The 25,742-nt window shown below is 42.2% G+C and carries 33 protein-coding genes; 28 read left to right on the forward strand and 5 right to left on the reverse strand.

Going from position 1 to position 25,742, the window contains the following annotated elements; genetic code table 11:
* Positions 1–11: 11 nt before the first annotated feature.
* From rhaB to MHH46_RS11215, 4 genes are all read left to right on the forward strand, one after another.
* Positions 12–1,502 (forward strand): rhamnulokinase, encoded by a 1,491-nt coding sequence (rhaB, locus tag MHH46_RS11200; RefSeq protein WP_076193840.1) that lies wholly within the window; start codon positions 12–14, stop codon positions 1,500–1,502.
* A gap of 545 nt (positions 1,503–2,047) precedes the next feature.
* Positions 2,048–3,322: an L-rhamnose isomerase gene (gene rhaA, locus MHH46_RS11205; RefSeq protein ID WP_076193842.1), complete on the forward strand. Its 1,275-nt coding sequence runs from the start codon at positions 2,048–2,050 to the stop codon at positions 3,320–3,322.
* Between the two features lie 165 nt (positions 3,323–3,487).
* Positions 3,488–4,126: a Vat family streptogramin A O-acetyltransferase gene (locus MHH46_RS11210; protein ID WP_076130349.1), complete on the forward strand. Its 639-nt coding sequence runs from the start codon at positions 3,488–3,490 to the stop codon at positions 4,124–4,126.
* Between the two features lie 110 nt (positions 4,127–4,236).
* Entirely contained in the window at positions 4,237–4,614 is a 378-nt protein-coding gene (locus MHH46_RS11215; RefSeq protein ID WP_081383451.1) for a YkvA family protein, read from the forward strand.
* Positions 4,615–4,630: 16 nt separating this feature from the next.
* On the opposite strand, the gene MHH46_RS11220 is transcribed toward MHH46_RS11215, so the two are convergent.
* Positions 4,631–5,023, reverse strand: a complete 393-nt coding sequence (locus MHH46_RS11220; RefSeq protein ID WP_076130348.1) for a helix-turn-helix domain-containing protein — start codon at positions 5,021–5,023, stop codon at positions 4,631–4,633.
* Positions 5,024–5,173: 150 nt separating this feature from the next.
* On the opposite strand from MHH46_RS11220, the gene MHH46_RS11225 reads away from it, so the two are divergent.
* From MHH46_RS11225 to MHH46_RS11290, 14 genes are all read left to right on the forward strand, one after another.
* Entirely contained in the window at positions 5,174–5,848 is a 675-nt protein-coding gene (locus MHH46_RS11225) for an NAD(P)H-dependent oxidoreductase (RefSeq protein ID WP_076130347.1), read from the forward strand.
* Between the two features lie 187 nt (positions 5,849–6,035).
* Entirely contained in the window at positions 6,036–6,446 is a 411-nt protein-coding gene (locus tag MHH46_RS11230; RefSeq protein ID WP_036689778.1) for a CidA/LrgA family holin-like protein, read from the forward strand.
* Positions 6,446–7,132 carry an LrgB family protein gene (locus MHH46_RS11235; protein ID WP_076130346.1) on the forward strand — a complete coding sequence of 229 codons (687 nt, stop codon included), beginning with the start codon at positions 6,446–6,448 and terminating at the stop codon, positions 7,130–7,132. Before MHH46_RS11230 ends, MHH46_RS11235 begins: the two co-directional genes overlap by 1 nt.
* Before the next feature lie 94 nt (positions 7,133–7,226).
* Positions 7,227–7,406, forward strand: coding sequence for a hypothetical protein (locus MHH46_RS11240; RefSeq protein ID WP_036689781.1), 180 nt, complete (start codon positions 7,227–7,229; stop codon positions 7,404–7,406).
* Between the two features lie 166 nt (positions 7,407–7,572).
* Positions 7,573–7,752, forward strand: coding sequence for a hypothetical protein (locus MHH46_RS11245; RefSeq protein WP_038570027.1), 180 nt, complete (start codon positions 7,573–7,575; stop codon positions 7,750–7,752).
* 164 nt (positions 7,753–7,916) lie between these two features.
* Entirely contained in the window at positions 7,917–8,483 is a 567-nt protein-coding gene (locus MHH46_RS11250; protein WP_036689784.1) for a putative ABC transporter permease, read from the forward strand.
* A gap of 146 nt (positions 8,484–8,629) precedes the next feature.
* Positions 8,630–9,106 carry a DUF523 domain-containing protein gene (locus tag MHH46_RS11255; RefSeq protein ID WP_076193844.1) on the forward strand — a complete coding sequence of 159 codons (477 nt, stop codon included), beginning with the start codon at positions 8,630–8,632 and terminating at the stop codon, positions 9,104–9,106.
* 49 nt (positions 9,107–9,155) lie between these two features.
* Positions 9,156–9,302: a hypothetical protein gene (locus MHH46_RS11260; RefSeq protein WP_155288116.1), complete on the forward strand. Its 147-nt coding sequence runs from the start codon at positions 9,156–9,158 to the stop codon at positions 9,300–9,302.
* 168 nt (positions 9,303–9,470) lie between these two features.
* On the forward strand, positions 9,471–9,920 hold the full coding sequence (locus MHH46_RS11265) for a DUF4362 domain-containing protein (RefSeq protein WP_076193846.1): 450 nt from the start codon (positions 9,471–9,473) through the stop codon (positions 9,918–9,920).
* Positions 9,921–9,950: 30 nt separating this feature from the next.
* The gene (locus MHH46_RS11270; RefSeq protein ID WP_076130372.1) at positions 9,951–10,424 is read left to right on the forward strand and encodes an NUDIX domain-containing protein; all 474 of its coding nucleotides are present in this window, start codon (positions 9,951–9,953) and stop codon (positions 10,422–10,424) included.
* Positions 10,425–10,440: 16 nt separating this feature from the next.
* Positions 10,441–11,028 carry a histidine phosphatase family protein gene (locus MHH46_RS11275; protein ID WP_076193848.1) on the forward strand — a complete coding sequence of 196 codons (588 nt, stop codon included), beginning with the start codon at positions 10,441–10,443 and terminating at the stop codon, positions 11,026–11,028.
* Positions 11,025–11,450 carry a hypothetical protein gene (locus MHH46_RS11280; RefSeq protein ID WP_076130341.1) on the forward strand — a complete coding sequence of 142 codons (426 nt, stop codon included), beginning with the start codon at positions 11,025–11,027 and terminating at the stop codon, positions 11,448–11,450. Before MHH46_RS11275 ends, MHH46_RS11280 begins: the two co-directional genes overlap by 4 nt.
* A 9-nt stretch (positions 11,451–11,459) precedes the next feature.
* Positions 11,460–11,870, forward strand: coding sequence for a DUF2809 domain-containing protein (locus tag MHH46_RS11285; protein ID WP_076193850.1), 411 nt, complete (start codon positions 11,460–11,462; stop codon positions 11,868–11,870).
* Between the two features lie 24 nt (positions 11,871–11,894).
* Positions 11,895–12,686 carry a lipid II flippase Amj family protein gene (locus tag MHH46_RS11290; protein WP_036689792.1) on the forward strand — a complete coding sequence of 264 codons (792 nt, stop codon included), beginning with the start codon at positions 11,895–11,897 and terminating at the stop codon, positions 12,684–12,686.
* Between the two features lie 24 nt (positions 12,687–12,710).
* Here the strand turns inward: MHH46_RS11290 and MHH46_RS11295 are convergent, their stop codons facing one another.
* The gene (locus MHH46_RS11295) at positions 12,711–13,520 is read right to left on the reverse strand and encodes a hypothetical protein (protein WP_143759902.1); all 810 of its coding nucleotides are present in this window, start codon (positions 13,518–13,520) and stop codon (positions 12,711–12,713) included.
* 203 nt (positions 13,521–13,723) lie between these two features.
* Between MHH46_RS11295 and MHH46_RS11300 the strand changes: the two genes are divergently transcribed.
* Positions 13,724–14,581, forward strand: coding sequence for an SDR family oxidoreductase (locus MHH46_RS11300; RefSeq protein WP_076193852.1), 858 nt, complete (start codon positions 13,724–13,726; stop codon positions 14,579–14,581).
* A gap of 345 nt (positions 14,582–14,926) precedes the next feature.
* Positions 14,927–15,352 carry a DUF4265 domain-containing protein gene (locus MHH46_RS11305; RefSeq protein WP_139330203.1) on the forward strand — a complete coding sequence of 142 codons (426 nt, stop codon included), beginning with the start codon at positions 14,927–14,929 and terminating at the stop codon, positions 15,350–15,352.
* Positions 15,353–15,436: 84 nt separating this feature from the next.
* Here the strand turns inward: MHH46_RS11305 and MHH46_RS11310 are convergent, their stop codons facing one another.
* On the reverse strand, positions 15,437–16,414 hold the full coding sequence (locus MHH46_RS11310) for an alpha/beta hydrolase (RefSeq protein ID WP_076193854.1): 978 nt from the start codon (positions 16,412–16,414) through the stop codon (positions 15,437–15,439).
* A gap of 155 nt (positions 16,415–16,569) precedes the next feature.
* On the opposite strand from MHH46_RS11310, the gene lepB reads away from it, so the two are divergent.
* The 3 genes from lepB to MHH46_RS11325 all read left to right on the forward strand — a co-directional run bounded on the left by lepB (position 16,570) and on the right by MHH46_RS11325 (position 19,413).
* Complete coding sequence (gene lepB / locus MHH46_RS11315) at positions 16,570–17,067, forward strand: signal peptidase I (RefSeq protein ID WP_076130335.1); 498 nt, start codon at positions 16,570–16,572, stop codon at positions 17,065–17,067.
* 184 nt (positions 17,068–17,251) lie between these two features.
* Positions 17,252–18,289 (forward strand): HD-GYP domain-containing protein, encoded by a 1,038-nt coding sequence (locus tag MHH46_RS11320; RefSeq protein ID WP_076193856.1) that lies wholly within the window; start codon positions 17,252–17,254, stop codon positions 18,287–18,289.
* Between the two features lie 263 nt (positions 18,290–18,552).
* Positions 18,553–19,413 (forward strand): alpha/beta fold hydrolase, encoded by an 861-nt coding sequence (locus MHH46_RS11325; protein WP_076193857.1) that lies wholly within the window; start codon positions 18,553–18,555, stop codon positions 19,411–19,413.
* An 83-nt stretch (positions 19,414–19,496) separates the two neighbouring features.
* Here the strand turns inward: MHH46_RS11325 and MHH46_RS11330 are convergent, their stop codons facing one another.
* A complete protein-coding gene (locus MHH46_RS11330; RefSeq protein ID WP_076130332.1) occupies positions 19,497–19,814 on the reverse strand; it encodes a MazG nucleotide pyrophosphohydrolase domain-containing protein in 318 nt (105 codons plus the stop codon).
* 97 nt (positions 19,815–19,911) lie between these two features.
* Between MHH46_RS11330 and MHH46_RS11335 the strand changes: the two genes are divergently transcribed.
* From MHH46_RS11335 to MHH46_RS11355, 5 genes are all read left to right on the forward strand, one after another.
* Positions 19,912–20,490, forward strand: a complete 579-nt coding sequence (locus tag MHH46_RS11335; RefSeq protein ID WP_076193859.1) for a TIGR00730 family Rossman fold protein — start codon at positions 19,912–19,914, stop codon at positions 20,488–20,490.
* A gap of 662 nt (positions 20,491–21,152) precedes the next feature.
* Positions 21,153–21,902, forward strand: coding sequence for a GTP pyrophosphokinase family protein (locus MHH46_RS11340; RefSeq protein WP_076130330.1), 750 nt, complete (start codon positions 21,153–21,155; stop codon positions 21,900–21,902).
* A 157-nt stretch (positions 21,903–22,059) separates the two neighbouring features.
* A complete protein-coding gene (locus MHH46_RS11345) occupies positions 22,060–23,685 on the forward strand; it encodes a glycoside hydrolase family 9 protein (RefSeq protein ID WP_076193861.1) in 1,626 nt (541 codons plus the stop codon).
* Positions 23,686–23,807: 122 nt separating this feature from the next.
* Positions 23,808–24,557 carry an ATP-binding cassette domain-containing protein gene (locus MHH46_RS11350; RefSeq protein WP_076193863.1) on the forward strand — a complete coding sequence of 250 codons (750 nt, stop codon included), beginning with the start codon at positions 23,808–23,810 and terminating at the stop codon, positions 24,555–24,557.
* Positions 24,554–25,315 carry an ABC transporter permease gene (locus MHH46_RS11355; protein WP_076193865.1) on the forward strand — a complete coding sequence of 254 codons (762 nt, stop codon included), beginning with the start codon at positions 24,554–24,556 and terminating at the stop codon, positions 25,313–25,315. The genes MHH46_RS11350 and MHH46_RS11355 overlap by 4 nt, the downstream gene beginning before the upstream one ends.
* 2 nt (positions 25,316–25,317) lie before the next feature.
* On the opposite strand, the gene MHH46_RS11360 is transcribed toward MHH46_RS11355, so the two are convergent.
* Entirely contained in the window at positions 25,318–25,587 is a 270-nt protein-coding gene (locus MHH46_RS11360) for an excalibur calcium-binding domain-containing protein (protein WP_076187014.1), read from the reverse strand.
* Positions 25,588–25,742: the final 155 nt, after the last annotated feature.

Genomic DNA, 25,742 nt, shown 5'->3' on the forward strand with positions numbered 1-25,742 from the left:
GTTGTATAGGGATGAATACACAAGCTCATAATCAAAATCAGAATCATATTGCTGTTGATATCGGAGCCTCTAGTGGGAGAGTGGTCTGTGGAACCTTGCAGCAGCCGGGAGGAACCCTGTCTATAGAAGAAATTCATCGCTTCAGTAATGGATTCGCTGAACAAAATGGTAATCTATATTGGGATATAGATTATTTAGTTGCTGAAATCGTCAAGGGCTTACAGCAGGCCAAGGCTAGAGGGATCGAGCGCTGCACCGTGGGCATCGATACTTGGGGTGTCGATTATGTACTTCTCGATCAGGAGGGGGCGCGGATCCATGAGGTTTTTTCTTATCGTGACTCCCGAACGGATGGAGCGATAGAGAGGCTGCATCGTAACATCTCAACTGAAAGCGTTTACGGAAAAGTGGGGATACAATATCTCCCGATAAATACGTTGTATCAACTGTTTGTGCATGATCAGGCGGAGCTGGAAGCAGCACATTCCATCCTGCTGGTCCCTGATTATCTTTATTATCGGCTTACGGGTCGCAAGATTAGTGAAGTGACGATAGGTTCCACCTCTGGGATGCTGAATCTTCACACTCGTGATTACGATGAGGATCTTCTGTCGGTGCTTGGTCTTTCAAAAGAGCAATTCCCTCCCTTAACAGAACCTGGGGAACCCGTTGGGAGGTTGACGGAGGACTTGGCGGCTCGCGGCGATCTTCCAGATTGCGAGTTCATAGCAGTAGCCTCTCATGATACAGCATCAGCTGTACTAGGGGTTCCGGCAAACAGCGAGAAATGGGGATTTCTCAGTAGTGGTACTTGGTCACTCATCGGGGTGGAACGGAGTTCAGCCATCACAAGTCCAGAGGCAATGTTACGCAACTATACGAATGAATGGGGAGCCTACGGATCATTCCGGTTTCTTAAAAACATTATGGGCATGTGGTTGATTCAAAAGGTTCGTGAGGAGTACGGCGGACAATACAGCTTCGGCGAGCTGGTAGAGCTGGCAGCACAAGAAATCCCTTTTAGATCGATCATTTATTGCAATGATGAACGCTTCATGAATCCACAGAGCATGATTGACGAGATCCGCAGCTATTGTGTGGAAGCAGGACAGTTGGTCCCTCAAACACCTGGGGAAATGGCTCGATGTGTATTTGATAGTCTTGCTTTATCTTATTATTTCTACATTCAGGATCTCCAGCAATTGACGGGTGACAACTTAGAGAGGTTGCATATCGTTGGCGGAGGTGCGAATAACGGTCTGTTGTGCCAGATTACGGCAGATCTGCTGGAGATGGAAATTCACGCCGGACCAACAGAATCTACGGCTTTAGGCAATCTGGTGGTGCAGATGATCAGCACAGGTGCTGTAACTGATCTTCAAGAGGCGAGAGAAATTATAAGTCGTTCATTCCAAGTAACATCTTATATACCGAAGGGGATGGACCCCACGACCAAAAAAGCGGCTTTGGCACAGTTCGCCCGGCTGCAGGTCGTTAATTAGTAGCTAAGTTTAGTGGAAAACGAGCTAAAGAGAGGCAAAAGTGCCTCTCATCGAGCGCGATACGCGGAACACGAGCTAAAGAGAGGCAAAAGTGCCTCTCATCGTGCGGCGTATGCGGAAAGTGAGCTAAAGAGAGGCAAAAGTGCCTCTCATCGAGCGCGATACGCGGAACACGAGCTAAAGAGAGGCAAAAGTGCCTCTCATCGTGCGGCGTATGCGGAAAGTGAGCTAAAGAGAGGCAAAAGTGCCTCTCATCGAGCGCGATACGCGGAAAACGAGCCAAAGAGAGGCAAAAGTGCCTCTCATCGAGCGCGATACGCGGAAAACGAGCTAAAGAGAGGCAAAAGTGCCTCTCATCGAGCGCGATACGCGGAAAACGAGCCAAAGAGAGGCAAAAGTGCCTCTCATCGAGCGCAATACGCGGAAAACGAGCTAAAGAGAGGCAAAAGTGCCTCTCTTTGAGCGGAGTACGCGGAAAACGAGCGAAAGAGAGGCATAAATGCCTCATCTAAAACACACTAAGTTAAAAATCAGGAGGCTCAAACATGGAGCAGAGTAAAGAGAGCTTACAGAGCATTCAGAACAGCTACAATGAAGCGAAAAAGCTTTACGCACAGCATGGGATCGAAGTAGATAAAGTGTTGGAGCAGCTAGCGGAAATTAAGATTTCTTTGCATTGTTGGCAAGGGGATGATGTGAAGGGTTTTTTGAATAAGGAAAAAGAACTGAGCGGCGGGATCGCAGTTACCGGAAGTTACCCGGGGCGGGCCGGGTATCCGGAGGAGCTGCGCCGGGATTTGGAACAGGCTCTAGCACTCATCCCAGGGCAACATAAAATAAATTTACATGCTATTTATGCGGATACCGAAGAGACTGTAGATCTCGATGCGTTAGAGCCTAGGCATTTTGAGCGATGGGTGAGCTGGGCCAAAGAGCAGGGACTCGGATTGGATTTCAATCCTACCTGTTTTTCTCATGAAAAAGCAAACGATGGCTTCACACTGAGTCACCCAGATCCTGAAATCCGCAACTTCTGGATCGCTCATTGCAAGGCCTCACGTCGAATCGCCGAGTCCTTTGGCCAAGCATTAGGTCAGCCTTGTGTCACTAATTTTTGGATTCCAGATGGTTATAAAGATACGCCGATCGACCGCTTGTCACCAAGGGTACGGCTTCAGCAGTCACTCGATGAAATCTTCAGCGAGGAAATCGATCAGCAATATAACATTGATGCTGTAGAAAGTAAGCTGTTTGGTATTGGTTCGGAAAGTTACGTGGTTGGCTCACATGAATTCTATATGGGTTATGCGCTAAGCCGGGGCAAGGCGGTGTGCTTCGATGCTGGGCATTTCCATCCAACCGAGACGATTTCGAATAAGCTGTCTTCCTGGCTGCTGTTTGGGGATCAATTACTGCTGCATGTTAGCCGTCCAGTACGCTGGGATAGTGATCATGTGGTAACTATGGACGATGAGCTGCTCGAGATTGCCCGTGAACTGGTTCGTGGTCAGTTTCTGGACAGAACGCATATTGGATTAGATTTTTTTGATGGAAGTATCAATCATGTTGCTGCTTGGGTGATCGGAACACGAAATACATTAAAAGCTTTGCTTCGTGCCATGCTGGAGCCAATCGAGCAATTGAAGCAAATTGAGCTGGATGGAGATTACACTTCAAGGCTTGCCTTGGTCGAGGAATTTAAATCGTATCCGTTTGGAGCCATTTGGGATTATTATTGTGCGAAGAATGGCGTACCGGTCCGGGAAAGCTGGCTAAATGAAGTGAAACAGTATGAGGCTGAGGTTTTATCGAAAAGATAGAGGTAGAAGTAGAAGTGAAGTAGAACGAACTTTAACAATATAAGTAGATAAAAGATAGGCGGTTACCGGCAGGTAGCCGCTTTTTTATGTTTATGAATCGTACATGATTTGAATTCAGCTCTGATCTCTGCTATGTTTTATCCAAAAGAGAGCGAGGCGCAAACTATGAAACAATATGGACCGAACCCGAATACGCTCTATCCCAATGAACAAATTAAAAGTATCTGCTATATAAAAAATGCGATTACAAGAGACAATATCATTGTTGGCGATTATACCTATTATGATGATATAAACGGTGCAGAGAAGTTTGAGGAACGTGTGACTCATCATTATGATTTTATTGGCGATAAGCTTATTATTGGAAAATTCTGCGCGATTGCCAAAGGCATTGAATTTGTCATGAATGGTGCCAACCACCGGATGAATTCGGTTTCGACCTATCCGTTTAATATCATGGCCCATGGCTGGGAACAGGCGGTCCCGGATTTAAAAGATCTGCCGCTAAAAGGTGATACAGTCATCGGAAACGATGTTTGGATTGGACAAAATGTTACGGTTATGCCAGGTGTGCATATTGGAAACGGAGCAGTTATCGCAGCCAATTCTACAGTTGTAAAGGATATTCCGGCGTATAGTGTAGCTGGAGGAAATCCCTGCAAAGTGATCAGACAACGTTTTGATGATGAAATGATCGAATATCTTGAAGCGCTGAAGTGGTGGGATTGGGATGCTGAGCGAATCTTTAAGAATCTTGAAGTGTTATGCAGCAGCGATTTAACGAAAATCAAAGCGATCAATTAATCGTAAGTAGGTTCAGGATACGGACTTTAGTTTATCTTAAAGATATAAACCTCAATTGAGGGAATACTTTAGGTATGTACGTCATATGAACCTTTCGGAGGGAACCGGCAATGAAGAAGGATAAGGTCAAGAATAGCATGGAGCTCACTGCAGAGGAATTTCCATATAGCAAAGAAAATGAGGAAATGGTAACGCAAAATTTTTGGACGAAAACTAAAAAGTTCGCAGGCAAAATTCCATTTACTAAAGATGCTATCGCAATGTATTATTGTGCCGTCGACGCTAAAACACCTTTATGGGCGAAAGGAATTGCTTTCGGTGCATTGGCTTATTTTATTTCTCCTATAGATGCTATACCCGATGCGATTCTAGGCCTTGGATTTACAGATGATGCAGCGATTATCGCAGCAGGCATTAAAGCGATATCCGGTCAGGTAACCAACGAACATAAGGAAAAAGCTGCAGCGTTTTTTAATGGGGAAAAATAAAAGGTGCAGCATTGAGCTACACCGTAATATCTGTACCTTCAGGACAGCTTTCTGCGGAAAGCTGTTTTGTTTTGTACACCTCGCCCCAATCTTTCATGAGTTTAATAATAGGAATCAGTGTCTTGCCGAATTCAGTTAAAGAGTATTCGACTTTTGGGGGAACCTGATGGTAGACCTCACGGTGTACAACCCCATCCTCTTCCAACTCTCTTAGTTGCAGGGTCAGCATACGTTGGGTAATGCCCGGGCAGATCCGGCGGAATTCGTTAAAACGTTTCGTGCCATCAATCAAGTGATAGATGAGAATTCCTTTCCATTTGCCTCCTATAACGTCCAGTGTGAATTCTACAGGGCAAGCTTCTTTGTTGCTTTCCGGGAAATTTCCGAAGCCACCTTTTCGGTCACGCATAGCTGTTCAACTCCCATGGTATCATTTTGTATACTACATAACATTATTGTGCGTACTTTTAAAGAAGTGATATATACACTAATATTAAGCATGTGATCGGCAAACAGTCAAATGCTCGTCGATGCTAATCAAGTAAAGGGAGTGTTACTCATGGATACTTTATCGTTAAACAAGAATGAAATCCTGTCTGCATATCAGTTCAGACATGCAACTAAAGAATTCGATAGCCATAAAAAAATTAGTGAATCGGACTTTCAATTTATTCTGGAAACTGGACGATTGTCACCAAGTTCATTCGGATTCGAGCCTTGGCGTTTTGTGGTAGTACAAAGTCCGGAAGTACGTGAAAAATTACGTCCTTATGCCTGGGGCGCACAAAAGCAATTGGCAACCGCAAGCCATTTTGTGCTTATTCTCTCACGTCTTCCTAAAGATATGGCTGCTGACTCCGATTATATTAAAGGGATCATGGAGAATGTGCAGGAGTTGCCTCCGCAAGGAATGGAAGGAAAACGTAAAGTTTTTGATAAGTTTTTGAAGGTTGATTTCGGACTGATGGAGAATGAGCGGGCAATGTTCGAATGGAGCTGCCGGCAGACTTATCTGGCGCTTGGGAATATGCTGACTTCAGCTGCGTTAATCGGGATCGACTCCTGCCCAATGGAAGGTTTTGATAAAGCTAAGGTTGAGCAGATTCTGGAAGAAGAAGGGATTTTGGACGCTGAGCATTTTGGAATCTCCTGTATGGCAGCTTTCGGATATCGCCTGAATGAACCACGTGGTAAGACGCGTCAAGGTGCAGAGCAAGTAATTCAGTGGGTTTAACGAAATTGAATCTTAATCTTTGAGCCTGTAAAGTCTCTGTATTCTGGGGATTTTGCAGGTTTTTTTGCGATATTTCTTATAAGATTCAAAAATTAATTGAAAGTTTCATGAAAACTCTGATACCCTTATGAAGGTGACTCCATATTAGCGCTATCGCTTTAACTTAATAATGAAGGGATCCTGCATCATGAAAATCATTCGCATTATTATCCAAGTGTTCCTGCTATATTTGTTCTACTTGGCTGGGGACTATCTGCAAAAGCAACTGCATCTCCCCGTTTCCGGGAGTATCGTAGGATTACTGTTACTTTTTGTTCTATTGTTATTCAGGGTCGTGCCTGTGAAGTGGATTGAAGAGGGTGCTACAACGATATTAGCTTATCTTCCGTTATTTTTTATTCCAGCGACAGCTGGGATCGTGAATCATATGGATATCTTTAGTGGTAGAGGTTTACTATTAATCCTAATCCTTATCGTTAGCAGTGTTCTCACGATTGCCGCAGCTGCACATTCTAGCCAATGGCTTACTAGCGTAAACAACAAGCTGAAAGCGGGATGGAGCGGCAAGAGACTAAGCGAAAAGGGGAAGGAAATATAATGTTTTTTATCGCAACAGGTATTGTACTGCTTAACGTAGCTATTTATTTGATGATGTCAGTAGTATATAGACGATTTCGTATTCCTGTACTTATTCCCGCGCTTACAGCAACAGTGATTGTTGTAACTTTACTACTATATTTTCATATTCCGTATGATACATATATGATAGGCGGCAAATGGATTAATCAGCTACTCGGTCCTGCTGTAGTATCGTTAGCCTACCCATTATATAAACAACGTAATGTGTTGATTGAGAATCTCCCGGCAATTCTGGGCGGAGCCATTGTAGGTCTGCTTATAGGGATGTTTAGTGGACTGCTTTTGGCGGCAGGTCTAGGCTTCTCTAAATTATATGTTTTATCTTTATTACCTAAATCGATCACTACACCTGTAGCGATACAGATCTCGAACAGCTTAGGTGGGGACTCTTCTTTAACCTCTGTATTTGTTATGATTGCTGGATTTACAGGTGCGATTGGCGGACCTTTTATCATCAAACTGTTTAGAATTCGTAGTGAGGTTGGAATCGGAATTGGTCTAGGAACCGCTTCACATGCTCTAGGAACAGCAAAGGCCTTGGAATATGGTGAACAATCCGTTTCGATGAGCTCGGTTGCGATGACTGTTTGCGCCGTAGTTGGCTCTTGTATCGGCCCACTTGTAGCGTGGATGATGTACCCTTAAATTATTCTTTTAATTGGACTATGTTTGCAAAACACTCCATCGGGTAACTATAACTAAGGAACAAAAAAAGCAAAGCACCTGAGGAGGATTTCACATGTCCGATCACACACAAGATGAAGCGGAAATCCGCAACAAGGAAAATAAAGAAGGCGATTCATTAGCTGAAATTAAGAAGATGGAGAACGGTGTAGACATCGAGCCAGAGGCAGATGAGTGGGTAGCCAAACCTGCTGAATCCTCACACCCAGATCCGCTTCCCGATAATTTGGAGTAAATGATTCGGAAGACAGGCTGTCCTTTAGGGGACAGTCTGTTTTTGTTGATGATTATAGTAAGTATTGTATAATAAATAAAAGTACAACCTCATCAGAGTGTTTTCTCCAAGTTCGTCTTAGCTTTTCGCAAATTTCACAGATCTTTGCCAACAGGGAGGAAATGGAATGCGTAGTCGGAATGAGAACAGCCGTTACCGGCAAAAACGTGGTGAGGCTCTCGCAGGAAACTTTGAGAAAAAGTACGGTTCAAACTTTGGCGTACGCAGTGAGCTTAAGATGGATGCACTGAAGAAACAAAACGACGATCAGTTGCTGACGACACCTCATGAAGAAGAGCATAAATAATTAGAGGTAACAAGTGGGAGACTTTTACTCCTGGAATTCTGGAATGGAGGCATAACCTTTTGGGTTATGTCTTTTTTTGTGCGCATATTTCCAGAACGATCAAGACATAATAGGGCCGGATGGACAACTAAGAAAATAATGACAACGGGAGGCGAGATTAGGTCATGATTATTCCTATATTTTCGTTAAGTGGAGATATAGCAGTTACTGTGGTGGGCCAATACTTTTTTTATTTTATGGTCTATTCCTTTTTAGGTTGGGTATTGGAAGGGACCTATAATCTATACAGTAATGGAAGCTTTCGCAAAGAAGGATTTCTAAAAGGTCCATTTAAGCCGATGTACGGCTTTGCTCCACTATTGCTATTGATTGCTAGAGATTTGACGCTGCCACTTCCGCTTTTCCTATTTCTTGCGCTAATCATTCCTTCTGCTGTGGAATTTATAAGCGGTTGGCTGTTAAAAACGGTATTCCATAAGCAATGGTGGGATTACTCAGGAATGTCTTATCAACTGCAAGGGCATATTTGCCTGCGTTTTTCTCTATATTGGTGGGGGCTTTCAGTAGCTAGTGTGTATGTAATTCAGCCGCTTATGGAGCTTTTATATTCGGGTGTTCAGCCTATTTGGAAATTCGTGCTTCCGATCGTGGGGTTCTACTTTATGGCGGATTTATTATGGACCTGCTGGAGCCGGTATCGGATGGAGAAAACCCCTCAATATCAGAAGTAATGGTTTTCTATATGTGTACTACGAGTCTTCTTTTGTGTATCAAGCACAAACATTTCGTGGACAGGCATTTCGATATTGCATATCCGTTTCTAGTCATAAATAATATAGCAATATATTAAATACTAGACGGACTGGTGGCGATAACGATGACAGGGAAGATTCTAGTGAGCGCATGTCTGTTAGGGCATAAAGTACGTTATGATAATGGCGATGTTCCGTGTCTCGATGCCCGATTCCTAAAGTGGTATGAGGAAGGGCGTTTTGTCCATATTTGTCCAGAGGTAGTGGGAGGTTTGCCAACCCCTCGTCCTGACGCACAGCGGCAAGGAGATCGGGTAGTGACGGGGGCAGGCGTTAATGTTACGGAGCCATTTATGAAGGGGGCTCAAGCCACACTAAAGCTGGCTAGGGAACATCAGGTTGCATTAGCTATTTTAAAACAAGACAGTCCTTCATGCGGAAGCCTGTATATTTATGATGGAACCTTTAAAGATACGAAAGCACCGGGAGAGGGCACCACTACGGAGCTGTTGAGGAAAAATGGGTTTAAAGTATTTGGCGAAGATCAGCTGGATGAAGTCGAGCAGGAACTCGCACGTATGGACGAGCATGGCATTCTTTAAGTAATAAATAGGCTGCAGGATACATAGTGTGTATAAGGGGAACGAAGCAGTGTCCTTGGGAGAGGAAATGCCGTCCGATGAGCCATCCTTCATTTGGGATAGGAGGCGGACGCAGATGAGTATTGATCAGCTCATTGCTTTGCTCGTTCTTGTCATTATGATCGTACAGCTTGCTGGCACAAAAGGTAAACACTAAGACTCACCTCATTGTAACTGCTTCCGGAGCTCAGCATTTTTTGAGTTCGGAAGCTTTTTTTGTCCACGGCTATGCATATTGTGAAATCTAAAGGATTCCTTCATAGTGATGTCTAATATACATATAGTGGGTTTTTGGGAAGTCCAAGGAAAGAATTTAGGGGGAACTATGAAATTTAGAACATGGATAATCATTGTGCAGTTATTTATGATTGCTGTGCTTGTAGGCGTATTGGCGGCCGATCTAGGTGAGACAGGCTCAGATGAGTCTAAACATGATGATATTTTAATACATTTTGATCAAAAAGATTTAAACAGGATGAAAGAAACCGTTCAAAGGTTTAGTGAAGGTAAAGGGGATAACCTGATGTTGATTGAGCCAACCACGGATAGTGGACGGTTAATTCATGATTTCTATTCTAATGGTAAAGAGCTTCATTGGGTAAAGGATGATACAAGAGATGCATGGAGTAGTAGTCCCGGGAAGATCGAATATGTATGCCAAGCGATTGAACTAATAGAGACAGGTGAGCGGTTTAATGTCGAGTTATCTCAATGTAATGTTCAGCCAGACGGTGAGAAAATAAACGTGGTCAGCTTTTTAAAAGAAAGATTATAAACCCATTTACGGAGAGGATGGATGATCAATATGCCGATGTCTGAGTACTATCAAGGGATTCGTGGGAAAGTGGGCTCAGAATTATTAATGATGCCTTCCGTAGCTGCAGTAGTAAGAAATAAAGAGGATGAGATTCTGTTCATCCGCAAGCCAGGAGAATCTTTGTGGGGATTGCCTGCGGGAGCGATTGAGCCAGGGGAGCGTCCCGGAAGAACCTTACGCAGAGAGGTATATGAAGAGACAGGGTTGATGGTTCATCCTACGTCGATTTTAGGTGTTTTTGGTGGAGCGAAATATAGATACGAATATAGTAATGGCGATCAGGTAGAATATACGGTTATTGTATTTGAGTGCTCTATTATCAGAGGAACGCTTAGAGCTATAGATGGGGAGATCGAAGAATTTAAATTTTTCAAAGAGAACGAGCTGCCAGAGATTGCAATTCTTTATCCTAGAGAGATTTTTATAAAAGACCGAGAGAAGACTGCAACGATATTCGAGTGACTGAGAGGAGTGCCTCATGAAGACATACATTTATATGGTTAGACATGCAGTGTCACCTTTTGTATTAGGGAATGAGCGGGAACGGGGATTATCCGAAAAAGGACACGCAGACGCTTATAGAATCAAAGAGCTTTTGACGGAGGAGGAAATTACATATTTTGTATCCAGCCCATATAGACGAGCCGTAGAGACAATTAAATATTTGGCAGAAGCTTCGAACCAAGAGATTGAACTGTATGAAGAACTCAGAGAACGAGCAATCGGAAGTGTCGAGATTGAAATCAGTGAAGATGATTTTCTGCGGGGCATTCGGACATCGTTCAGCGACAAGCAATATAAAATGCCGGATGGAGAGAGTACCCAGGGAGCACAAGAGCGTGCAATTCCTGTCATCAAGCAATTAATTCAACAGCATAAAGGCGGCAAAATCGCATTAGGTACGCATGGGAATATCATGACCATTATCCTGAACTACTTCGATAAGAAGTATGGATATGAGTTCTTTGAACAGACGTCCAAGCCGGATATTTATAAGCTGGAATTTGAAGAATTGGAGCTTACCCATGTGGAGCGGCTGTGGGACTCCGAAGTGCTGAACAGATGAAATATTTTATAAAGCTGAATGCACTAAGCGTACTTTATGCCTTTATGTTGTTTGTTGTAATAGAGCTGCCATTGAATATTTATCGAATCAGCAGAATTTCCGGCTTGGAGCTGGGAAAAGTAGATACCTTGCTGTTTATCTTCAAGCTTGTTTTATTTTTATTATCTTCTATAGTATTTATTTGGCTTACAAAAAAATATTTGAGCGGAAAAAAATCCATGTATTTCACTACGATCCTATGGTTTCCCTATTTGATTCTATTCATTAGTTTATTCGCAACCTGGTTCCCAATCACAGAACCTGCAGATAAACCTGCACCGGTAACAGGACTGATCATAATAGGAGCCATGATTATTTATCCGTTTTATATCGCAATGATTAGTATTATCGCAAGCATCAATTTTAAGTCAGAAGCTGGATAGAGGTTGGAAATGAGGATCAATGATCTGAAAGAAAGAATTTTTTATATTTGTATCTGCCTCGTTGTTATTGTATTGGGGTTAAGCACTAGAGTATTCACGGATCAGCTGCCTTTGTTTGTATCTAGACATTTCGGAGATGCGCTTTGGGGCAGTATGGTTTATTTTATGTTTCGGGTTCTACTGGTAAATCAAAAGCTAAGGCTCGCCTTTGTATGGAGTTTGGTGTTTAGCTTCGGCATAGAATTTAGCCAGCTGTATCAAGCGGAGTGGATCAACAGCATCCGTTCTACAGTATTGGGTGGTCTAATTCTCGGAAAAGGATTCCTGTGGATCGACCTTGTTAGATATTTAGTGGGCATTGCCCTTTGTTATGGATTGGATCAATACTTTCACCAAAAGGTGCACCGAAATAATAAATAGTGTTTATTGGAGAGGAACCTTTAAATGGTAAATAGTTTGATTGTGGTATGCTTGCTTACGATGATTATTCACACGGCAGAAACCTTATCGTATTCGGTACGATACGCCGGAGTGAAGCTGAACAAGATAGCCATTGCGTTATCTCTCACAGGCATTATTGTTCTCGTCTCAAGAACTGCAAATATGATCCAAGCTCCACTGACGGCTAAATTCGTAGATTATGCCAAAATACATTCCGATTTTCCACTTCTTAATTACTTGAGAATTATATTATTGGCTTCTTCATTAGGGACTTTAATTGCCATTGCTGTGTTCCCTACCTTTGTAGGCTTGTTTGGGAGAATCATCTCTAAGCTTGAAATCGAAGGTTCTATCCCAAAACTGCTTACCAGTGTGACGATCGGGCAACTAAAGAACACCAGAAAATACATAAGAAAACCAAAAGTGAATCTATATAACTTCAGATACCTGGGGATTCCTAAACGTTTTATTGTGATGAATGTTTTTGTGACAGCCTTTTACACCGTAGGTGTCATATCATCTTTGTACGCTGCTCATCTAATGCCTCAATATAGCACGACTGCTTCTCAAGCTTCCGGACTGATTAACGGTATGGCGACTATTCTGCTGACCATATTTATCGACCCACAGCTTGGTCTTATTACCCATAAGGCTACTGAAAATGTAGAATACCGTGATCAGCTAGGAAAAATATATGTGGTATTGATGGGTTCACGATTTGTAGGCACTATATTTGCTCAGCTCCTAATTGTGCCTGCAGCCCAATTAATTAGTATGTTAGTGAAGCTGATTTGAGCCGGTGGGGGCGAATCATAATCATTAGGGAAGTTTAGATTCTGCTGCTCGTAGTGCTAGCGAAGTCTTCTGTTCCCAGCTGTAAATATTCTGCTGCATGGAATGAATTCGTTTCATTTGCTCATAGGATGATTTCAATTCTGTGGCGGCTCTAACTGCATCTCCTTGCTTAACAGCTGCTTTATATTGTTTGTCAGCTTCCGCGCGTACTTTCTGCGTGGCAGCGAGATTCTTACTCTCGGCAGTTATTTGTTTCTTTAAAGCAGTGATGGGTGCCAACGCATCTTTGACGGGTTTAAGCTTAGCAGCGGTTTGCTTGCGAGCGGCTGCCAAAGCGGTTGTCTTTGTCTTAATTTCGGCTCGGGCGAGGGTTACAGCAGCCTTTAGTTTATTACGCTTCAGGTCCAGCAATGTGACTGTTTTCAAGTCTTTAGCTTTCTTGGCTGCGGTAGACTGTTTACTGAGTGTGCTGTATTGTTCCAGAAGGGGAGCATGTTTCTTCTGAACTGAGCTAGCTTCTGAAGATAAGCGGCTTAACAGTGCTTGATCTGTTGACTGTATGACGGTACGAATAGATTTCAGAGCGTCATTATTCTGTTTGCGTAACTTCTGAATTTTTGAGTTATCTGTCTTGAGGGTGGCTTGAAGCGCGGTATAATTACCATGAAGACTGTTAATGTCATCCAGCGCGGAATCCCAGCCAGTAGCAGCAGACACAAGTGTGAGGTTACAGGTTAAGAAAGCTGCTACCAGCACTACTTGAGCCATCCATTTTAAATCCCTAATTCTGAAAATGTTCGTTCTACATCTGACGGTGTTTTTTGGCTTAAACATTCCTCTCAGCTCCTTAATGGATTAGTTAATATACGCAAAAAAGCACCTCCAAGATAGGCATTGACGCCTGTCTTGCGAGGTGCTTCTCCCGCACAGAAATATAAAGATGCTCTTACTATAACTTGAAATTAATGGATAGTCAATGAATAATAGAACATTTGTTTGCTTATTTTTATAATTGTGAAATACAAAGGGGAGTAAATATGAGTTCACATCTAGAGTATGGGCACGATCGAGTGGCTCTGATTACCGGAACCTCCAGTGGATTTGGACTGCTGACAGCGCTCAAATTAGCTGGACAGGGGTTTAAGGTGATAGCAACCATGCGTGATTTAAGCCGTAAAGGCGAGCTGGTGCTGCAGGCAGAGCAGGCAGGGATTTTAAAGCAGCTTCATTTAATGACCATGGATGTAACTGACAGCGATTCTATAGAGACAGCAATATCTTCAGTACACGAAACATTTGGAAGAATTGATGTTCTAGTCAATAATGCAGGTTTTGCCATTGGCGGTTTCATAGAAGAAATATCTATGGAGGAATGGCGGCGGCAAATGGAGACGAACTTTTTTGGATTAGTGGCTGTGACAACAGCTGTGCTGCCCATTATGCGAGAACAGCAGAGCGGCACGATTATTAATGTGGGAAGTGTAAGTGGATTATCCGGATTTCCAGGTTATGCGCCTTATGCAGCTTCTAAATTTGCTGTTGAAGGCTTCAGCGAAAGCCTGCGTCATGAAATGTCCCCTTATGGAATAAGGGTGGTATTAATTGAACCGGGCTCCTTCCGTACACCGATATGGGGAAAAGGCATGGAGCAAATTCGACGTAAGGAGGATTCTCCGTATAAAGCGCGTCTTGACGCTGTGCTACGATATTCCAAACATACTGCTGAGACAGCGCCTGACCCTAGTCAAGTGGCTAATCTTATCGGTCGTATTACCGAAATGAAAGCACCACGGCTACGTTATCCTATCGGCAAAGGTACGCGAATCTTAATTTTAGGCAAAACGCTGCTTCCATGGAAGTGGCTGGAGAGAATTATTGCGAAAGAATTGAGGTGATAGGATGGAGTCATCCATAAATTTAACAATCATTAAACTAATAGGTTATGTGTCCAGTTTGATGACCGTTTTTTTATGGCTAATTTTTATATTCATCAATCCTTATGCTGAGATTACGAATCGCTCCACTCTTGTGATTAGTATAATCATGTTGTTATTACCGGCGGGGTTATTAGCAATAGGTGTCTTTTTAAACAGAAGTCGGCTAATGCTGCTTGCATTTATCTGGAGTTTTCCCTACAGTTTATATATGTTATTAACACCCGGAATCTTTAGGTTGTTCGGGATTACGAGTCTAATGTATTTACTTTGTTTTGTGTTATTTAGAATGAACAAGATTAGATATTGAACAAGGATAGAGGTGTGCCGATGCTAGAATCGTCCGGAATCCATATCTGCTTCAACGCAGATGGCCGTGAAATAGAAATCCTCGATGTTACTCCATTTGGCAAAGATAAATTTCGAATTGAAGAGACACCGATTTTTAATCCGGCTGTTACAATGGGAGATATTATACAGGTGAAGGAAGAAAATGGAGTCTATTATTACCAAGAGACTGTTCAGAAATCTCCTTTCAAAAGATACGCTTGGCTGCTTAGTAAAGAAGCTGTTGATTCAACGGCCATTGCAGCTTTTAAACATAGAATTATAGAGAATGAAGGCAAATGTGAGTTGATCTTTGGCGGTTTGTTCGTCATTCATATTCCTAAGAATACTTCAATTGATGTTGATGGGGAAATGAATCGAATTATTGAGCGGTTCGAGATTTAAATACTAAGGAAAAAATGCTGCGTCATGAAATGCAAGGAAACTTGCACATGATGACCGCAGCATGGAGAATAGAAGAAACGCTTTTTATTTTAATTCTTCCATAAATGTCTTAAAATTTTCGGCGATTTCTTTTGATTTGGTATGGTGCAGATAATGTCCTGCATCAAGTTTTACCAATTTTCCTTGTACGGAATTTTTGACTTGCTCTTCATGCAATGATATCCAATCTTTTAAGAGAGTATCATCCCCTTGAACAAAGAGCAAAAGGGGGAGATCCTTTGGAAAAGTTGAATTTAGAGCCCCTTTATAATTAGAAGACATATGTTCCACTTCATTTAAGTTAGTGTAATTATAAGTGTTTCTAAGCGTAAGCAATCTCAATTGTTCTTTAGTTTCATCATCAAACGGCAATTCAGCATAGGGATTTCCACTTGATTTAAATAACAATCTGCCCAAGCCTGATTCTCTAAGTAGTTTTAATTTTCCTGTTGGTATTTTAACACCTATTCTGTCTTCCGTTGCAATACTATTATCAATCCCGACAAATGCACTCACTTCGTTTGGATATTTGTTCACATAATTCAAACTGTACATACCGGAAATAGAGTGTGCCATTAGAATATAACGGTCAATATTAAGCTGCTTTACAGCTTCATGAATTTCACTCACAATGTTTTCTGTGGTTCGCTCTTTTTCAGTTCTATCACTTAATCCATAACCGAAAGGCTCAATCACGACAACTTTGTAAAATGGAGATAGTTCATCTATTAACAGCTTAAAATCAAGTCCCGGTGCCACCGTTCCATAACCAGGTAAGAGCACGACTGTCTCTTCACCCTTTCCTTGAATCAAAACGTTCATATTTTTACCATCGACGCTTACAGACTGACCATAGGGTTTTATTTTAGCTTGGTCCGATTTATTGAGGAAAATATTAGCGACAAAAACAGTCACTAGAAAAAGTACTATTGCAGTAGCTAAAGCCCCTAAGGAAATAAGTATAATTTTCAGCGGTTTATTCATCCTTTTTTTTATAACCTCTTCTTCTGGTTTCAATCGCATCTTCTCCTGTTCTAATCGCTTTATTCTAGCTACCTTAATGAGTTGCTAAAGAAAGCTTACCCGATGAAGATGAACTATACATGACGACAATATGAACTGAATATGAACCAGCTAAAAAAGTTTGACTCTATAATATGAATGTGAGGTGAGCAATAATGTTGAAATTTATGAAGCAATGGTTGCCGAGTATTGTGATCGCAGTGGTTATTTCTTTGTTTGTTAGAACCTATGTTGCTGAAGCCATGAGAGTTCCAACGGGCTCTATGATCCCAACGATTCAAATCAATGATCGCTTAATTGTTGAGAAAATGTTATGGATGACCACACTGGAGCATGGAGATATTGTTGTATTTACGCCACCTGTAGCTGGTGATGAGAATAAAAGATATGTAAAAAGGCTAATGGGGCTGCCTGGAGATACCTTGGAAATTAAAGATGGCGCACTTTACCGAAACGGAGCGAAGGTTAACGAACCTTACCTCAATGAACAGATGGATTACACTTTTGGACCGGTTACGGTACCCGCCGATCATTATTTTTTTCTCGGAGATAACCGGAATATAAGCTATGATGCTCATCTGTGGGATACTCCATTTGTGTCGAAGGATAAGCTGATTGGGAAAGTGATCGCTGAATTTAGCAATCCCTTTTAGGTAGTGTGTAAGACGGATAAATGTAAGGCTTAATCTCTAAAAATAGATTTAGGGGTGCTGAAGTCGCGGGGGTCTTTTGAACTAACCGAGTGCTTTAATGAGTCTTTAACCATATTGTTACTTTGGAAGAATTTAGCTATCCTTAAGGTAAAATATACCTACATATAGTAAGGGGTGCTGAATTTTGAAAGCTCATGTCACAGATCTCAAACATGGCGATTGTCTAATCACAGATACATTCAATAGTGTTGGCCTACACGTGCTTCCGAAGGGGACAGTGGTCTACGGAGAAGAAATCACCATCCTGATGAGGCATCAGATTGATTATGTCGATATTGAACCACGCATGATGGTGCTGGATAATGAAGAAATGAATGTGACACAAGGGATAGATGGTAATTTTGATCAAGCCATCCAAAACTATGAATCTATATTTCTGGAAGCACTCAGCAAGGGTAGCTTTACGCAGTCGGATGTTGATAATACGCTGCAGCCATTGCTGGAGAAATTGGATGAACAAAAGGATGTCGTTTCTTTATTATTGCTGCTGGAACGTGATGATATCAGTACATACAATCATTCATTGCAGGTCGGACTGTTATCGTTTTACATAGCGACTTGGTTAGGTCATACAAAAGCCGAAAGATTTGAGATTAGTAGAGCCGGTTATTTGCACGATATCGGAAAAAGCCAGATTGCTCCACATATCTTAAATAAGACGGATAACTTAACTCCCGAAGAATCAGAAGAACTAAAACGTCATACTACGTATGGATACGATATTATCCTTAAATCGATGAATGACGAAAAGACCGCACTAGTGGCGCTTCAGCATCATGAATTCGAGGATGGTACAGGTTATCCTAACAATCTCCGTAAACAGGACTTGCATCCGTATACGCAGATTGTTGCTGTCGCAAATACTTATGTAGGCATGACCTTAGGAAGAGCGAATCAACCAAAACAAGGCCTGATTAACGTTCTGCGCAAGGTACATGAGCTTGGATTTGGCAAGCTGAATGGAAATGCGGTACAAGCTCTGATCGGACATTTATTGCCGAATTTTGTGGGTAAGAGCGTTCAGCTTAGCAATGGTGAGCAAGGTACGATTATTATGAATAATCCGTTGGATATTTTCAAACCTCTGGTAAAAATAAATGAGACTACGTTTAGAGACTTATCTAAAGAGCGTAATTTGACTGTTGAAGAAGTATTTATTTAACGAATATTTTTGTGGCGATAAATAGGAGGCTATCTCCCTGATCCGTAAAATCAGGGGATAGCTTTTTTGTGTTATAATCGAAATTGGGTTAAAAACCCTTCAATATGGAATAGGAGAGTGCTTATCGTGATTATCAAATTCATTCGTTTACGTTAATTTGAGGTGCAATTCAATGATGACATCATCCATTTTTTTGAAAATGTATTGAGTCTTATTTAACTGTGCATTCATTGATAAAATTCGAATGAAATGAGGAATGAACAATGAGCGAAAAAATAGTAAAAGTAAACGGAATTGATATATGTTCGGAAAGTTTTGGAAATCCTAGCAATCCTGCGATATTGCTGATTATGGGTGCCACCTGTTCTATGGTTTATTGGGATGAAGAGTTCTGTCAGCGATTAGCAGATACCGGACGTTACGTTATTCGTTATGATAACCGGGATGTTGGACGTTCCGTTGTTTATGAGCCTGGGAGTTCCAATTATACCGTGATGGACATGGCAAATGATGCTGCTGGGTTACTAGACGCCTATAATATAGAACAGGCAAATATCGTTGGAATGTCCTTAGGCGGAATGATTGCGCAAGTCCTTGCTACACGTCATCCGCAAAAAGTTCTAACCTTAACCTTGATCGCATCAAGTTTTTTCGAATCTGACGATAATGATCGGAACTTGCCTCCTATGGATGAGCGGATCCTCGCATTCCATGCAAATGGAGCAACACTGGATTGGTCTAATGAGGAAGAGGTAGCCAATTATTTGGTTTCAGGTTCCGGCATACTCTGTGGTTCAAAACATAAATTCGATGAGAAAAGAGCGTATAAACAAGTAAGGCTGGAAATAAAACGTGCCAACAACTTGCTTAGCATGTTTAATCATTCTCTTCTTACAGGGGATGACGGCTACGAGGGCAAGGCAAAAAATATCATGGTTCCTACCTTGGTTATCCACGGCACAGAAGACACGGTGCTTCCTATAGAGCATGGTTTGGCGCTTGCGGCGGAAATTCCTAATGCGTCGCTTCTAACCCTGGAAGGAACGGGCCACGAAGTCCACCCGGATGATTGGGAAACAATAATCAAAGCCATTTCGAATCATACTTTAGGCGGTAAAGCTTAACAGGGCTTAAAGAGTAAAATAAAGAAGGGCTACAATTCGGTCTTGCCGATTGTAGTCCTATTTTTTCTAGGATTACTTCGTCCCTAGGAATTAAATCGCTTCACTAATTTTTCTTTATGTGCAGTAAAAGCTTCTTCTAAAGTGATGCCATATAAGTCAGCTAACAATGCGATATTTCCGAGAACATCCCCGATTTCCTCAATCAAGTCGTTTTTCAGTTGCTCTGGAGTACGAGTCGATTCATCCGGTCGATCTCTGCCGATTTCATAGGAGCGTACAGCTCGAGCGACTTCACCTGTCTCTTCCATTAAGAATCCGACTCTTATAAAAGGACCATAAGTAGTCCAGCCTCGTTCTCCATAAAAATGATTAATCCATTTCTGCACATCGTTAATTTCCATATTATGTAGCACTCCTTAATCTTTCACATGATTTATACTCCAACATATAGTATATTAGATAGCGGACATTATCAATATATAGTTTGGAGATGAGATTTTGAAATCAATATGTGTTTTCGCAGGATCGAATTTAGGGGTGCATGAGGATTATAAAGCTAAAGCTGTTGAACTTGGTAACTACATGGCTATGCATAATTATCGTTTAATTTACGGTGGTTCAAAAATCGGATTAATGGGTGAGGTCGCTAATGCTGTTTTGAATGGTGGAGGCGAGGTAATCGGGGTAATGCCTAGAGGATTATTTAATGGGGAAATGGTACATAGAGAGTTAACGCAGTTGATAGAGGTAGAGGATATGCATGGCCGTAAAGCAAAAATGGGAGAGCTGGCAGATGGCTTTATTGCTTTACCTGGAGGGTTTGGAACGTATGAGGAGCTCTTTGAGGTTTTGTGCTGGTCACAAATTGGCATACACAAGAAGCCGGTAGGGGTTCTAAATATCAGGAATTATTTTGATCCTCTGATGAATCTGATACATAACAGTATCCAAGAAGGCTTCTCTAATTCTTCGCATCTCAGTCTGCTAAACGTATCCAACGAGCCGTTGGAACTCTTAACTCTATTGAAGGAGTATGTTCCGCAAACGCTTGAGCAAAAGTGGAAACAGCTCAACTGAATAATGAACTATTAGTTTAATGATCGGGTACTCGGGTACACTGTGATCTGGACGTAAACCAACCGAAATCAGGCATTAGTTTCTCTATGACCTTTACCGCTCGGACTCAGCTGACCTTATTTCTCCATTTCGAATGTTTTAGGCGAGCTATCGGACTATATTGCAGCTATTTACTCATAACCACACGGATTCTACACTGTTACATGGTAATAAGAGCTATACGGTCCGATACTTCTGTAAAAATGACCCAAAAGCTCAAATAGCTGCAATACGGTCCGTAACATATTGAGGGTCTTTGGCTAGTTTGGTTATTTGGGTTACTTTAGTTTCTTGGGCATCATGGGTTTGGTTCTTAGGTTTATCTCCGTTTGAGCAGGGTTTCGGACTCCAGTGACGTTATTTCTTATGAAGAGGTTCATATTTTGTGTTTTTTTTGCCAATAGCGATTATGGAGTCCGATAGCATCCCGATTATGGGATTATACTGTGTATAAGGTCAACTGGGTCCTATAGCGACTTCGCAAGCGGATTCACGGCGCAAAAGGTACGTAATCAAACGAAGTGTAGGTTTGGATTATGGCTACATTACCGCTGAATTTGAAATTCACTAGTGGATTGGCTATGATAAATATAGAGAAACGCTACAAGAGGAGAAATGAGATAATGACCCCCGAGAATCAAATCGAACAATTTAAGAAGCTTAAGCACGATATCACTCGTTTCATGTTAATTTATAAATTTGCATTGGATGAGATGGAAACGAAGATTGAGATCCTAAAACAGGAGTTTCAGTCTCTGCATGATTACAGCCCAATTGAACATACCAAATCGCGTATTAAGTCTCCAGAAAGTATCATGAACAAGATGCTGCGCAAAAATGGTGAATTATCGCTGGATTCAGTGAAAAATTGTATTAAAGACATCGCTGGTCTGCGGATCACCTGTTCTTTTATCTCTGATATCTATCATGTTAGTGAGATGCTTCAGAAGCAGGATGATCTAACGGTCCTTGAGGTAAAGGATTATATTAAGAACCCTAAACCTAACGGATATCAGAGTCTTCACTTGCTGATTCAAGTCCCTGTTTTTATGTCCGATCGCCAGGAGCTTGTCTGTGTAGAAGTTCAAATTCGTACCATTGCTATGGATTTCTGGGCAAGCCTCGAACATAAAATCTTTTATAAATATAATAAATCAGTACCTGAGAGTATGACTCGTGAACTGAAAAATGCGGCGGATGCCGCTCATGCCCTTGATCTGCAAATGGAGCGTCTGCACCGGGATATAAAGGAAATTAAAGACGATGATGAAGATGATCTTAGCTCCTTCGAGGAAGAGCTTCGCCGTATAGTGGTTCATAATAAGCAGTTCACACTTCCAGCTAACTTTATTAAATTGCTTGACGACAAATAAGCTGTTTTGTCCGCCTAGAGTTATCCGTTTCCTTTCGGGTGACTCTAGGTTTTTTTCTTGTATACATCATTGCCATAGATAACTAGAATAGAGTATTCTCAACTAGAAGAGAATGGTTACTTTAGCTTCATCATTTTTACATAAAAGGAGAATGAAGATGAGCGAGCGTACACTTCGCACCATTACTGTGAATCAAATCGGATATCCGCTGGATGGACAAAAGATCGCAGTATTTACAGGTACTGAGCATGATTTTCAGGTAGTTGATGTTGATAGTGGGACTATTGTGTTCAAAGGTAGTTCAGATGCTGGAAGATTTGATAAAGCCAGTGGAGTAACTTTGCACACAGGTGATTTCTCGGAAGTCAATACTGAGGGAAGATATCGGATTGAGCAGAGCGAGGGTGTAGCTTCGGCATCCTTTACAATCTCAGATCAGCCTTATCATGAGCTTCAACAGGGCTTGCTGAAAGCTTTCTATTATTATCGCTGTGGCGTTGAGTTGACTGAAGAATATGCTGGAGATTGGAAGCACAAGGCGTGCCATACTGCAAAAGGGATTGTATATGGGCAACCGGATCTTCAACTAGACTGTTCGGGTGGCTGGCATGATGCAGGTGATTATGGAAAATATAGCGGTCCCGGTGCGAAAGCTATCGCGGATATGCTGCTTGCCTATGAATTATATCCCTCGGCTTTTGTAAGCGCTATCCCATTGCCTGAAAGTGATGGATCTACGCCAGATGTGCTGCTGGAATGCAGGGTGGAGCTCGATTGGTTGTTTAAAATGCAAGACTCCGCAACAGGTGGTGTATACCATAAATTGACTACGTTAAGCTTTCCTGGTCTGGATGTTATGCCTGAGGACGATACAGCAGACCTGTACTTCTCACCAATATCTGCTACTGCAACTGGGGATTTTGCTGGTGTTATGGCTATGGCTGCAAGAGTGTACGAGCCTTTTGATGCTGCTTTTGCGCATAAATGTCTGGATGCTGCGGGGGCAGCATGGGAATGGGTTGTACAGCATCCAGATGTACCCGGTTTTACGAATCCGCCTGAGATTAGCACTGGAGAATACGGGGATGGAGTCGATAAGGACGAGCGGTATTGGGCAGCGGCGGAGCTGTATCGTACGACAGGGAAAGAGGAATATCATCAAGCTGTTCTGCAGCTAGTGCAGCTTGCTTTTCCAAAATACAGTTTAGGCTGGGGTGATATGGGGGGCTATGGCACTATTGCTTATCTGTTAAATGGTGAGGAGCAAGCAGACCGTGCTTTATATGCCTCGTTAAAAGAAGGGCTTGTTGCTGAGGCACAACGATTAGCGGAACAGAGTCGTGAGGAGGGCTATAGGATCTCCTTAAAAGAGGAGGACTATATCTGGGGCAGCAATATGCTAGTAATGAACAATGCAATGCTGCTGCTGGCGGCTGAATATTTTAGTGGAGACTCCGGTTTTGCGGACTGTGCCTTAGATCATCTACATTATCTGATAGGGCGTAACGTTCTGGATATCAGCTATGTTACCGGGTTTGGGGATCATGCCGTGATGAATCCGCATCATCGCCCTTCTGTAGGTGACCATGTGGCTGATCCGGTGCCGGGATTGGTGTCAGGGGGGCCAGATCGTGGGCTGCATGATGAATATGTAGTTGAGCATTTACAAGGAAAACCAGCTGCGCAGTGCTTTGTCGATCATGAGCTTAGCTATTCTACGAATGAAGTGACGATCTATTGGAATTCACCTGCGGTGTTTGTTGTGGCCCGTTTTAATCAATAAAATGCAATAGTTCGAATAGGGAAAGACGTCCTGAAACTGGATGTCTTTCTCTTTTTTATAGCTGAAATGCTATAATACTAGACGGTATGCTATTTTAGCGGATGGTATTAGGAGGTAGGGGATTGAGTAGTATTTTTGAGATTCAGAGACTTGCAAAACTTAACTGGAAAAGTAACGAGCAAACTTCGAAATATCTTTTCTCGGAGATCTCCGCAGACATAGCTGAATCGGACCGCATCGCATTGATTGGTGCCTCTGGCCAAGGGAAAAGTACACTCCTTAGAATCCTGGCTCTCTTGGATGCTCCGGATGAGGGAGATATGTTGGTAAAGGGGACTTCATATAAAAGTATGGATGCGAGATTATGGAGGATGAAAATAGGGTTTGTAGCACAACAAGCGGTCATGCTGTCTGGCAGTGTGGAGGATAATTTAAGAACTGTCAGCAGACTGCATGACAAACCTTATGATCTTAAACTAGTGCAGCGACTAATTGGGCAATTGGGGCTGGAGCATTTGGATTTAAGCAAAAAAGCGGCAGATTGTTCGGGTGGTGAAAAGCAGCGGATTTCTTTAATTCGATCCTTGCTGCTCCGACCTACGGTATTATTGCTCGATGAAATCACCGCTTCGCTCGATGTTAACAGCACTCAAATGGTTGAGAAGCTACTAGAGGATTGGCATAAGGAAGAAGGCACTTCGATGATTTGGGTCACTCATGATCTTAGGCAGGCGAGCAGAATAAGCACAACTACATGGTTTATGGGAAAAGGCAGGTTGGAACAGCATGTGAGCGAGTCTTTTTTTGCTGAATCTGCGGAAGAATTGGCTAAAAGGTTCGTTTGGCCTTCGGAAGGAGCGTCGTTGTTATGAGTTATACAGCACTAAGTTTCACGCTTCTGTTTGTATTAGGGACAATGTTGGTCTCCGTGTGGCAAAAGCTCGGACTGGAAAAAGATATCATTGTAGGCACAGTGCGGTCGGCCATTCAATTGCTTGCGGTGGGGTATGTGCTGCAATTTATTTTTAAATCGGATCAGGTCATTTATGTAATTGTGATAATACTCTTTATGATCAGTGTAGCCGCATGGAATGCAGCCAAAAGAGGCAAAGGCTTGCGCGGATTAGTCTGGAGAATTGGACTGGCGATTGCTACTATGGAACTGCTCATGATGGGCATTCTGCTCAGCTTACATATCATTGAGGCTACGCCACAATATATCATTCCGATTAGCGGCATGACCATTGGCAGTGCTATGGTGGTTTCAGGGTTGTTCATTAACCATATCAAGCATGAAATTCAGCAGAGCAAAGGGGAGATTGAAACGTTGTTGTCTCTTGGCGCAACGATCCCACAGGCGATCCAGGAAGTTAGAAAAAGATCTGTAAAATTCAGCATGATTCCTACCATCGACGGTATGAAGACGGTTGGGCTTGTTCAACTCCCTGGAATGATGACCGGAATGATCATCGCGGGCGCTGATCCTGTAGTAGCTGTTCGTTATCAGATATTAATTGTGTTCTCGTTCACTGCCTCTGCTGCCATAACGAGTATGCTGCTCAGTGTACTGAGCTACCGACTCTTTTTCACGCCGGATCTAAGGCTCAAGCAAATAGTGGAGCAAGGCTAAGCCTATTTCTCACAAGCGATTCCGTCTTTGTCACGGTCGCTTTTTTTATTGGCATTATAGAGTTCTTTCGATACGTAGGGTTTGTATTTCGTTTTGCCGCCTTTGTTCTTGGTTGAGCTGGAAATGGCAACTCCACCTTTGTAATCTTTGTTTAGCTCCGTGCAGTTTTTGTAGGTTTTGACCTTGGATTCTGCGCTTGCTGTATTCAAGGTAGCGACGGATAGAGTGAGTAGCAGACCTGCTGCTAGACAAATGTTTAAGATTTTTTTCATGGGAACACTCCTATAAAAATTTAATGAAATTGCTGGTTGTGTAGTATCATTGTATTTTATATTACCAGTTTAATTCATTGAGGTATACATTATTGGTGGATTTGGAAACCGTGTACATATTTATGAGTGAAGTGGGGGAATAATTAGATTCAATT

It is taken from the genome of Paenibacillus sp. FSL H8-0175, from assembly GCF_045040615.1.
In the GTDB taxonomy this organism is placed as follows: Bacteria; Bacillota; Bacilli; order Paenibacillales; family Paenibacillaceae; genus Paenibacillus_AQ; species Paenibacillus_AQ odorifer.

Bases quoted from the DNA above. Each gene is read 5' to 3' on its own strand.
- MHH46_RS11245 (WP_038570027.1), top strand. From the start codon at position 7,573: ATGCGTAGTCGGAATGAGAACAGCCGTTACCGGCAAAAACGTGGTGAG.
- MHH46_RS11285 (WP_076193850.1), top strand. From the start codon at position 11,460: ATGAGGATCAATGATCTGAAAGAAAGAATTTTTTATATTTGTATCTGC.
- MHH46_RS11345 (WP_076193861.1), top strand. From the start codon at position 22,060: ATGAGCGAGCGTACACTTCGCACCATTACTGTGAATCAAATCGGATAT.
- MHH46_RS11325 (WP_076193857.1), top strand. From the start codon at position 18,553: ATGAGCGAAAAAATAGTAAAAGTAAACGGAATTGATATATGTTCGGAA.
- MHH46_RS11355 (WP_076193865.1), top strand. From the start codon at position 24,554: ATGAGTTATACAGCACTAAGTTTCACGCTTCTGTTTGTATTAGGGACA.
- rhaA (WP_076193842.1), top strand. From the start codon at position 2,048: ATGGAGCAGAGTAAAGAGAGCTTACAGAGCATTCAGAACAGCTACAAT.
- MHH46_RS11215 (WP_081383451.1), top strand. From the start codon at position 4,237: ATGAAGAAGGATAAGGTCAAGAATAGCATGGAGCTCACTGCAGAGGAA.
- MHH46_RS11230 (WP_036689778.1), top strand. From the start codon at position 6,036: ATGAAAATCATTCGCATTATTATCCAAGTGTTCCTGCTATATTTGTTC.
- MHH46_RS11290 (WP_036689792.1), top strand. From the start codon at position 11,895: ATGGTAAATAGTTTGATTGTGGTATGCTTGCTTACGATGATTATTCAC.
- MHH46_RS11310 (WP_076193854.1), bottom strand. From the start codon at position 16,414: ATGCGATTGAAACCAGAAGAAGAGGTTATAAAAAAAAGGATGAATAAA.
- lepB (WP_076130335.1), top strand. From the start codon at position 16,570: ATGTTGAAATTTATGAAGCAATGGTTGCCGAGTATTGTGATCGCAGTG.
- MHH46_RS11240 (WP_036689781.1), top strand. From the start codon at position 7,227: ATGTCCGATCACACACAAGATGAAGCGGAAATCCGCAACAAGGAAAAT.
- rhaB (WP_076193840.1), top strand. From the start codon at position 12: ATGAATACACAAGCTCATAATCAAAATCAGAATCATATTGCTGTTGAT.
- MHH46_RS11300 (WP_076193852.1), top strand. From the start codon at position 13,724: ATGAGTTCACATCTAGAGTATGGGCACGATCGAGTGGCTCTGATTACC.
- MHH46_RS11220 (WP_076130348.1), bottom strand. From the start codon at position 5,023: ATGCGTGACCGAAAAGGTGGCTTCGGAAATTTCCCGGAAAGCAACAAA.
- MHH46_RS11270 (WP_076130372.1), top strand. From the start codon at position 9,951: ATGCCGATGTCTGAGTACTATCAAGGGATTCGTGGGAAAGTGGGCTCA.
- MHH46_RS11225 (WP_076130347.1), top strand. From the start codon at position 5,174: ATGGATACTTTATCGTTAAACAAGAATGAAATCCTGTCTGCATATCAG.
- MHH46_RS11275 (WP_076193848.1), top strand. From the start codon at position 10,441: ATGAAGACATACATTTATATGGTTAGACATGCAGTGTCACCTTTTGTA.
- MHH46_RS11280 (WP_076130341.1), top strand. From the start codon at position 11,025: ATGAAATATTTTATAAAGCTGAATGCACTAAGCGTACTTTATGCCTTT.
- MHH46_RS11340 (WP_076130330.1), top strand. From the start codon at position 21,153: ATGACCCCCGAGAATCAAATCGAACAATTTAAGAAGCTTAAGCACGAT.
- MHH46_RS11255 (WP_076193844.1), top strand. From the start codon at position 8,630: ATGACAGGGAAGATTCTAGTGAGCGCATGTCTGTTAGGGCATAAAGTA.
- MHH46_RS11210 (WP_076130349.1), top strand. From the start codon at position 3,488: ATGAAACAATATGGACCGAACCCGAATACGCTCTATCCCAATGAACAA.
- MHH46_RS11235 (WP_076130346.1), top strand. From the start codon at position 6,446: ATGTTTTTTATCGCAACAGGTATTGTACTGCTTAACGTAGCTATTTAT.
- MHH46_RS11265 (WP_076193846.1), top strand. From the start codon at position 9,471: ATGAAATTTAGAACATGGATAATCATTGTGCAGTTATTTATGATTGCT.
- MHH46_RS11250 (WP_036689784.1), top strand. From the start codon at position 7,917: ATGATTATTCCTATATTTTCGTTAAGTGGAGATATAGCAGTTACTGTG.
- MHH46_RS11330 (WP_076130332.1), bottom strand. From the start codon at position 19,814: ATGGAAATTAACGATGTGCAGAAATGGATTAATCATTTTTATGGAGAA.
- MHH46_RS11360 (WP_076187014.1), bottom strand. From the start codon at position 25,587: ATGAAAAAAATCTTAAACATTTGTCTAGCAGCAGGTCTGCTACTCACT.
- MHH46_RS11295 (WP_143759902.1), bottom strand. From the start codon at position 13,520: ATGTTTAAGCCAAAAAACACCGTCAGATGTAGAACGAACATTTTCAGA.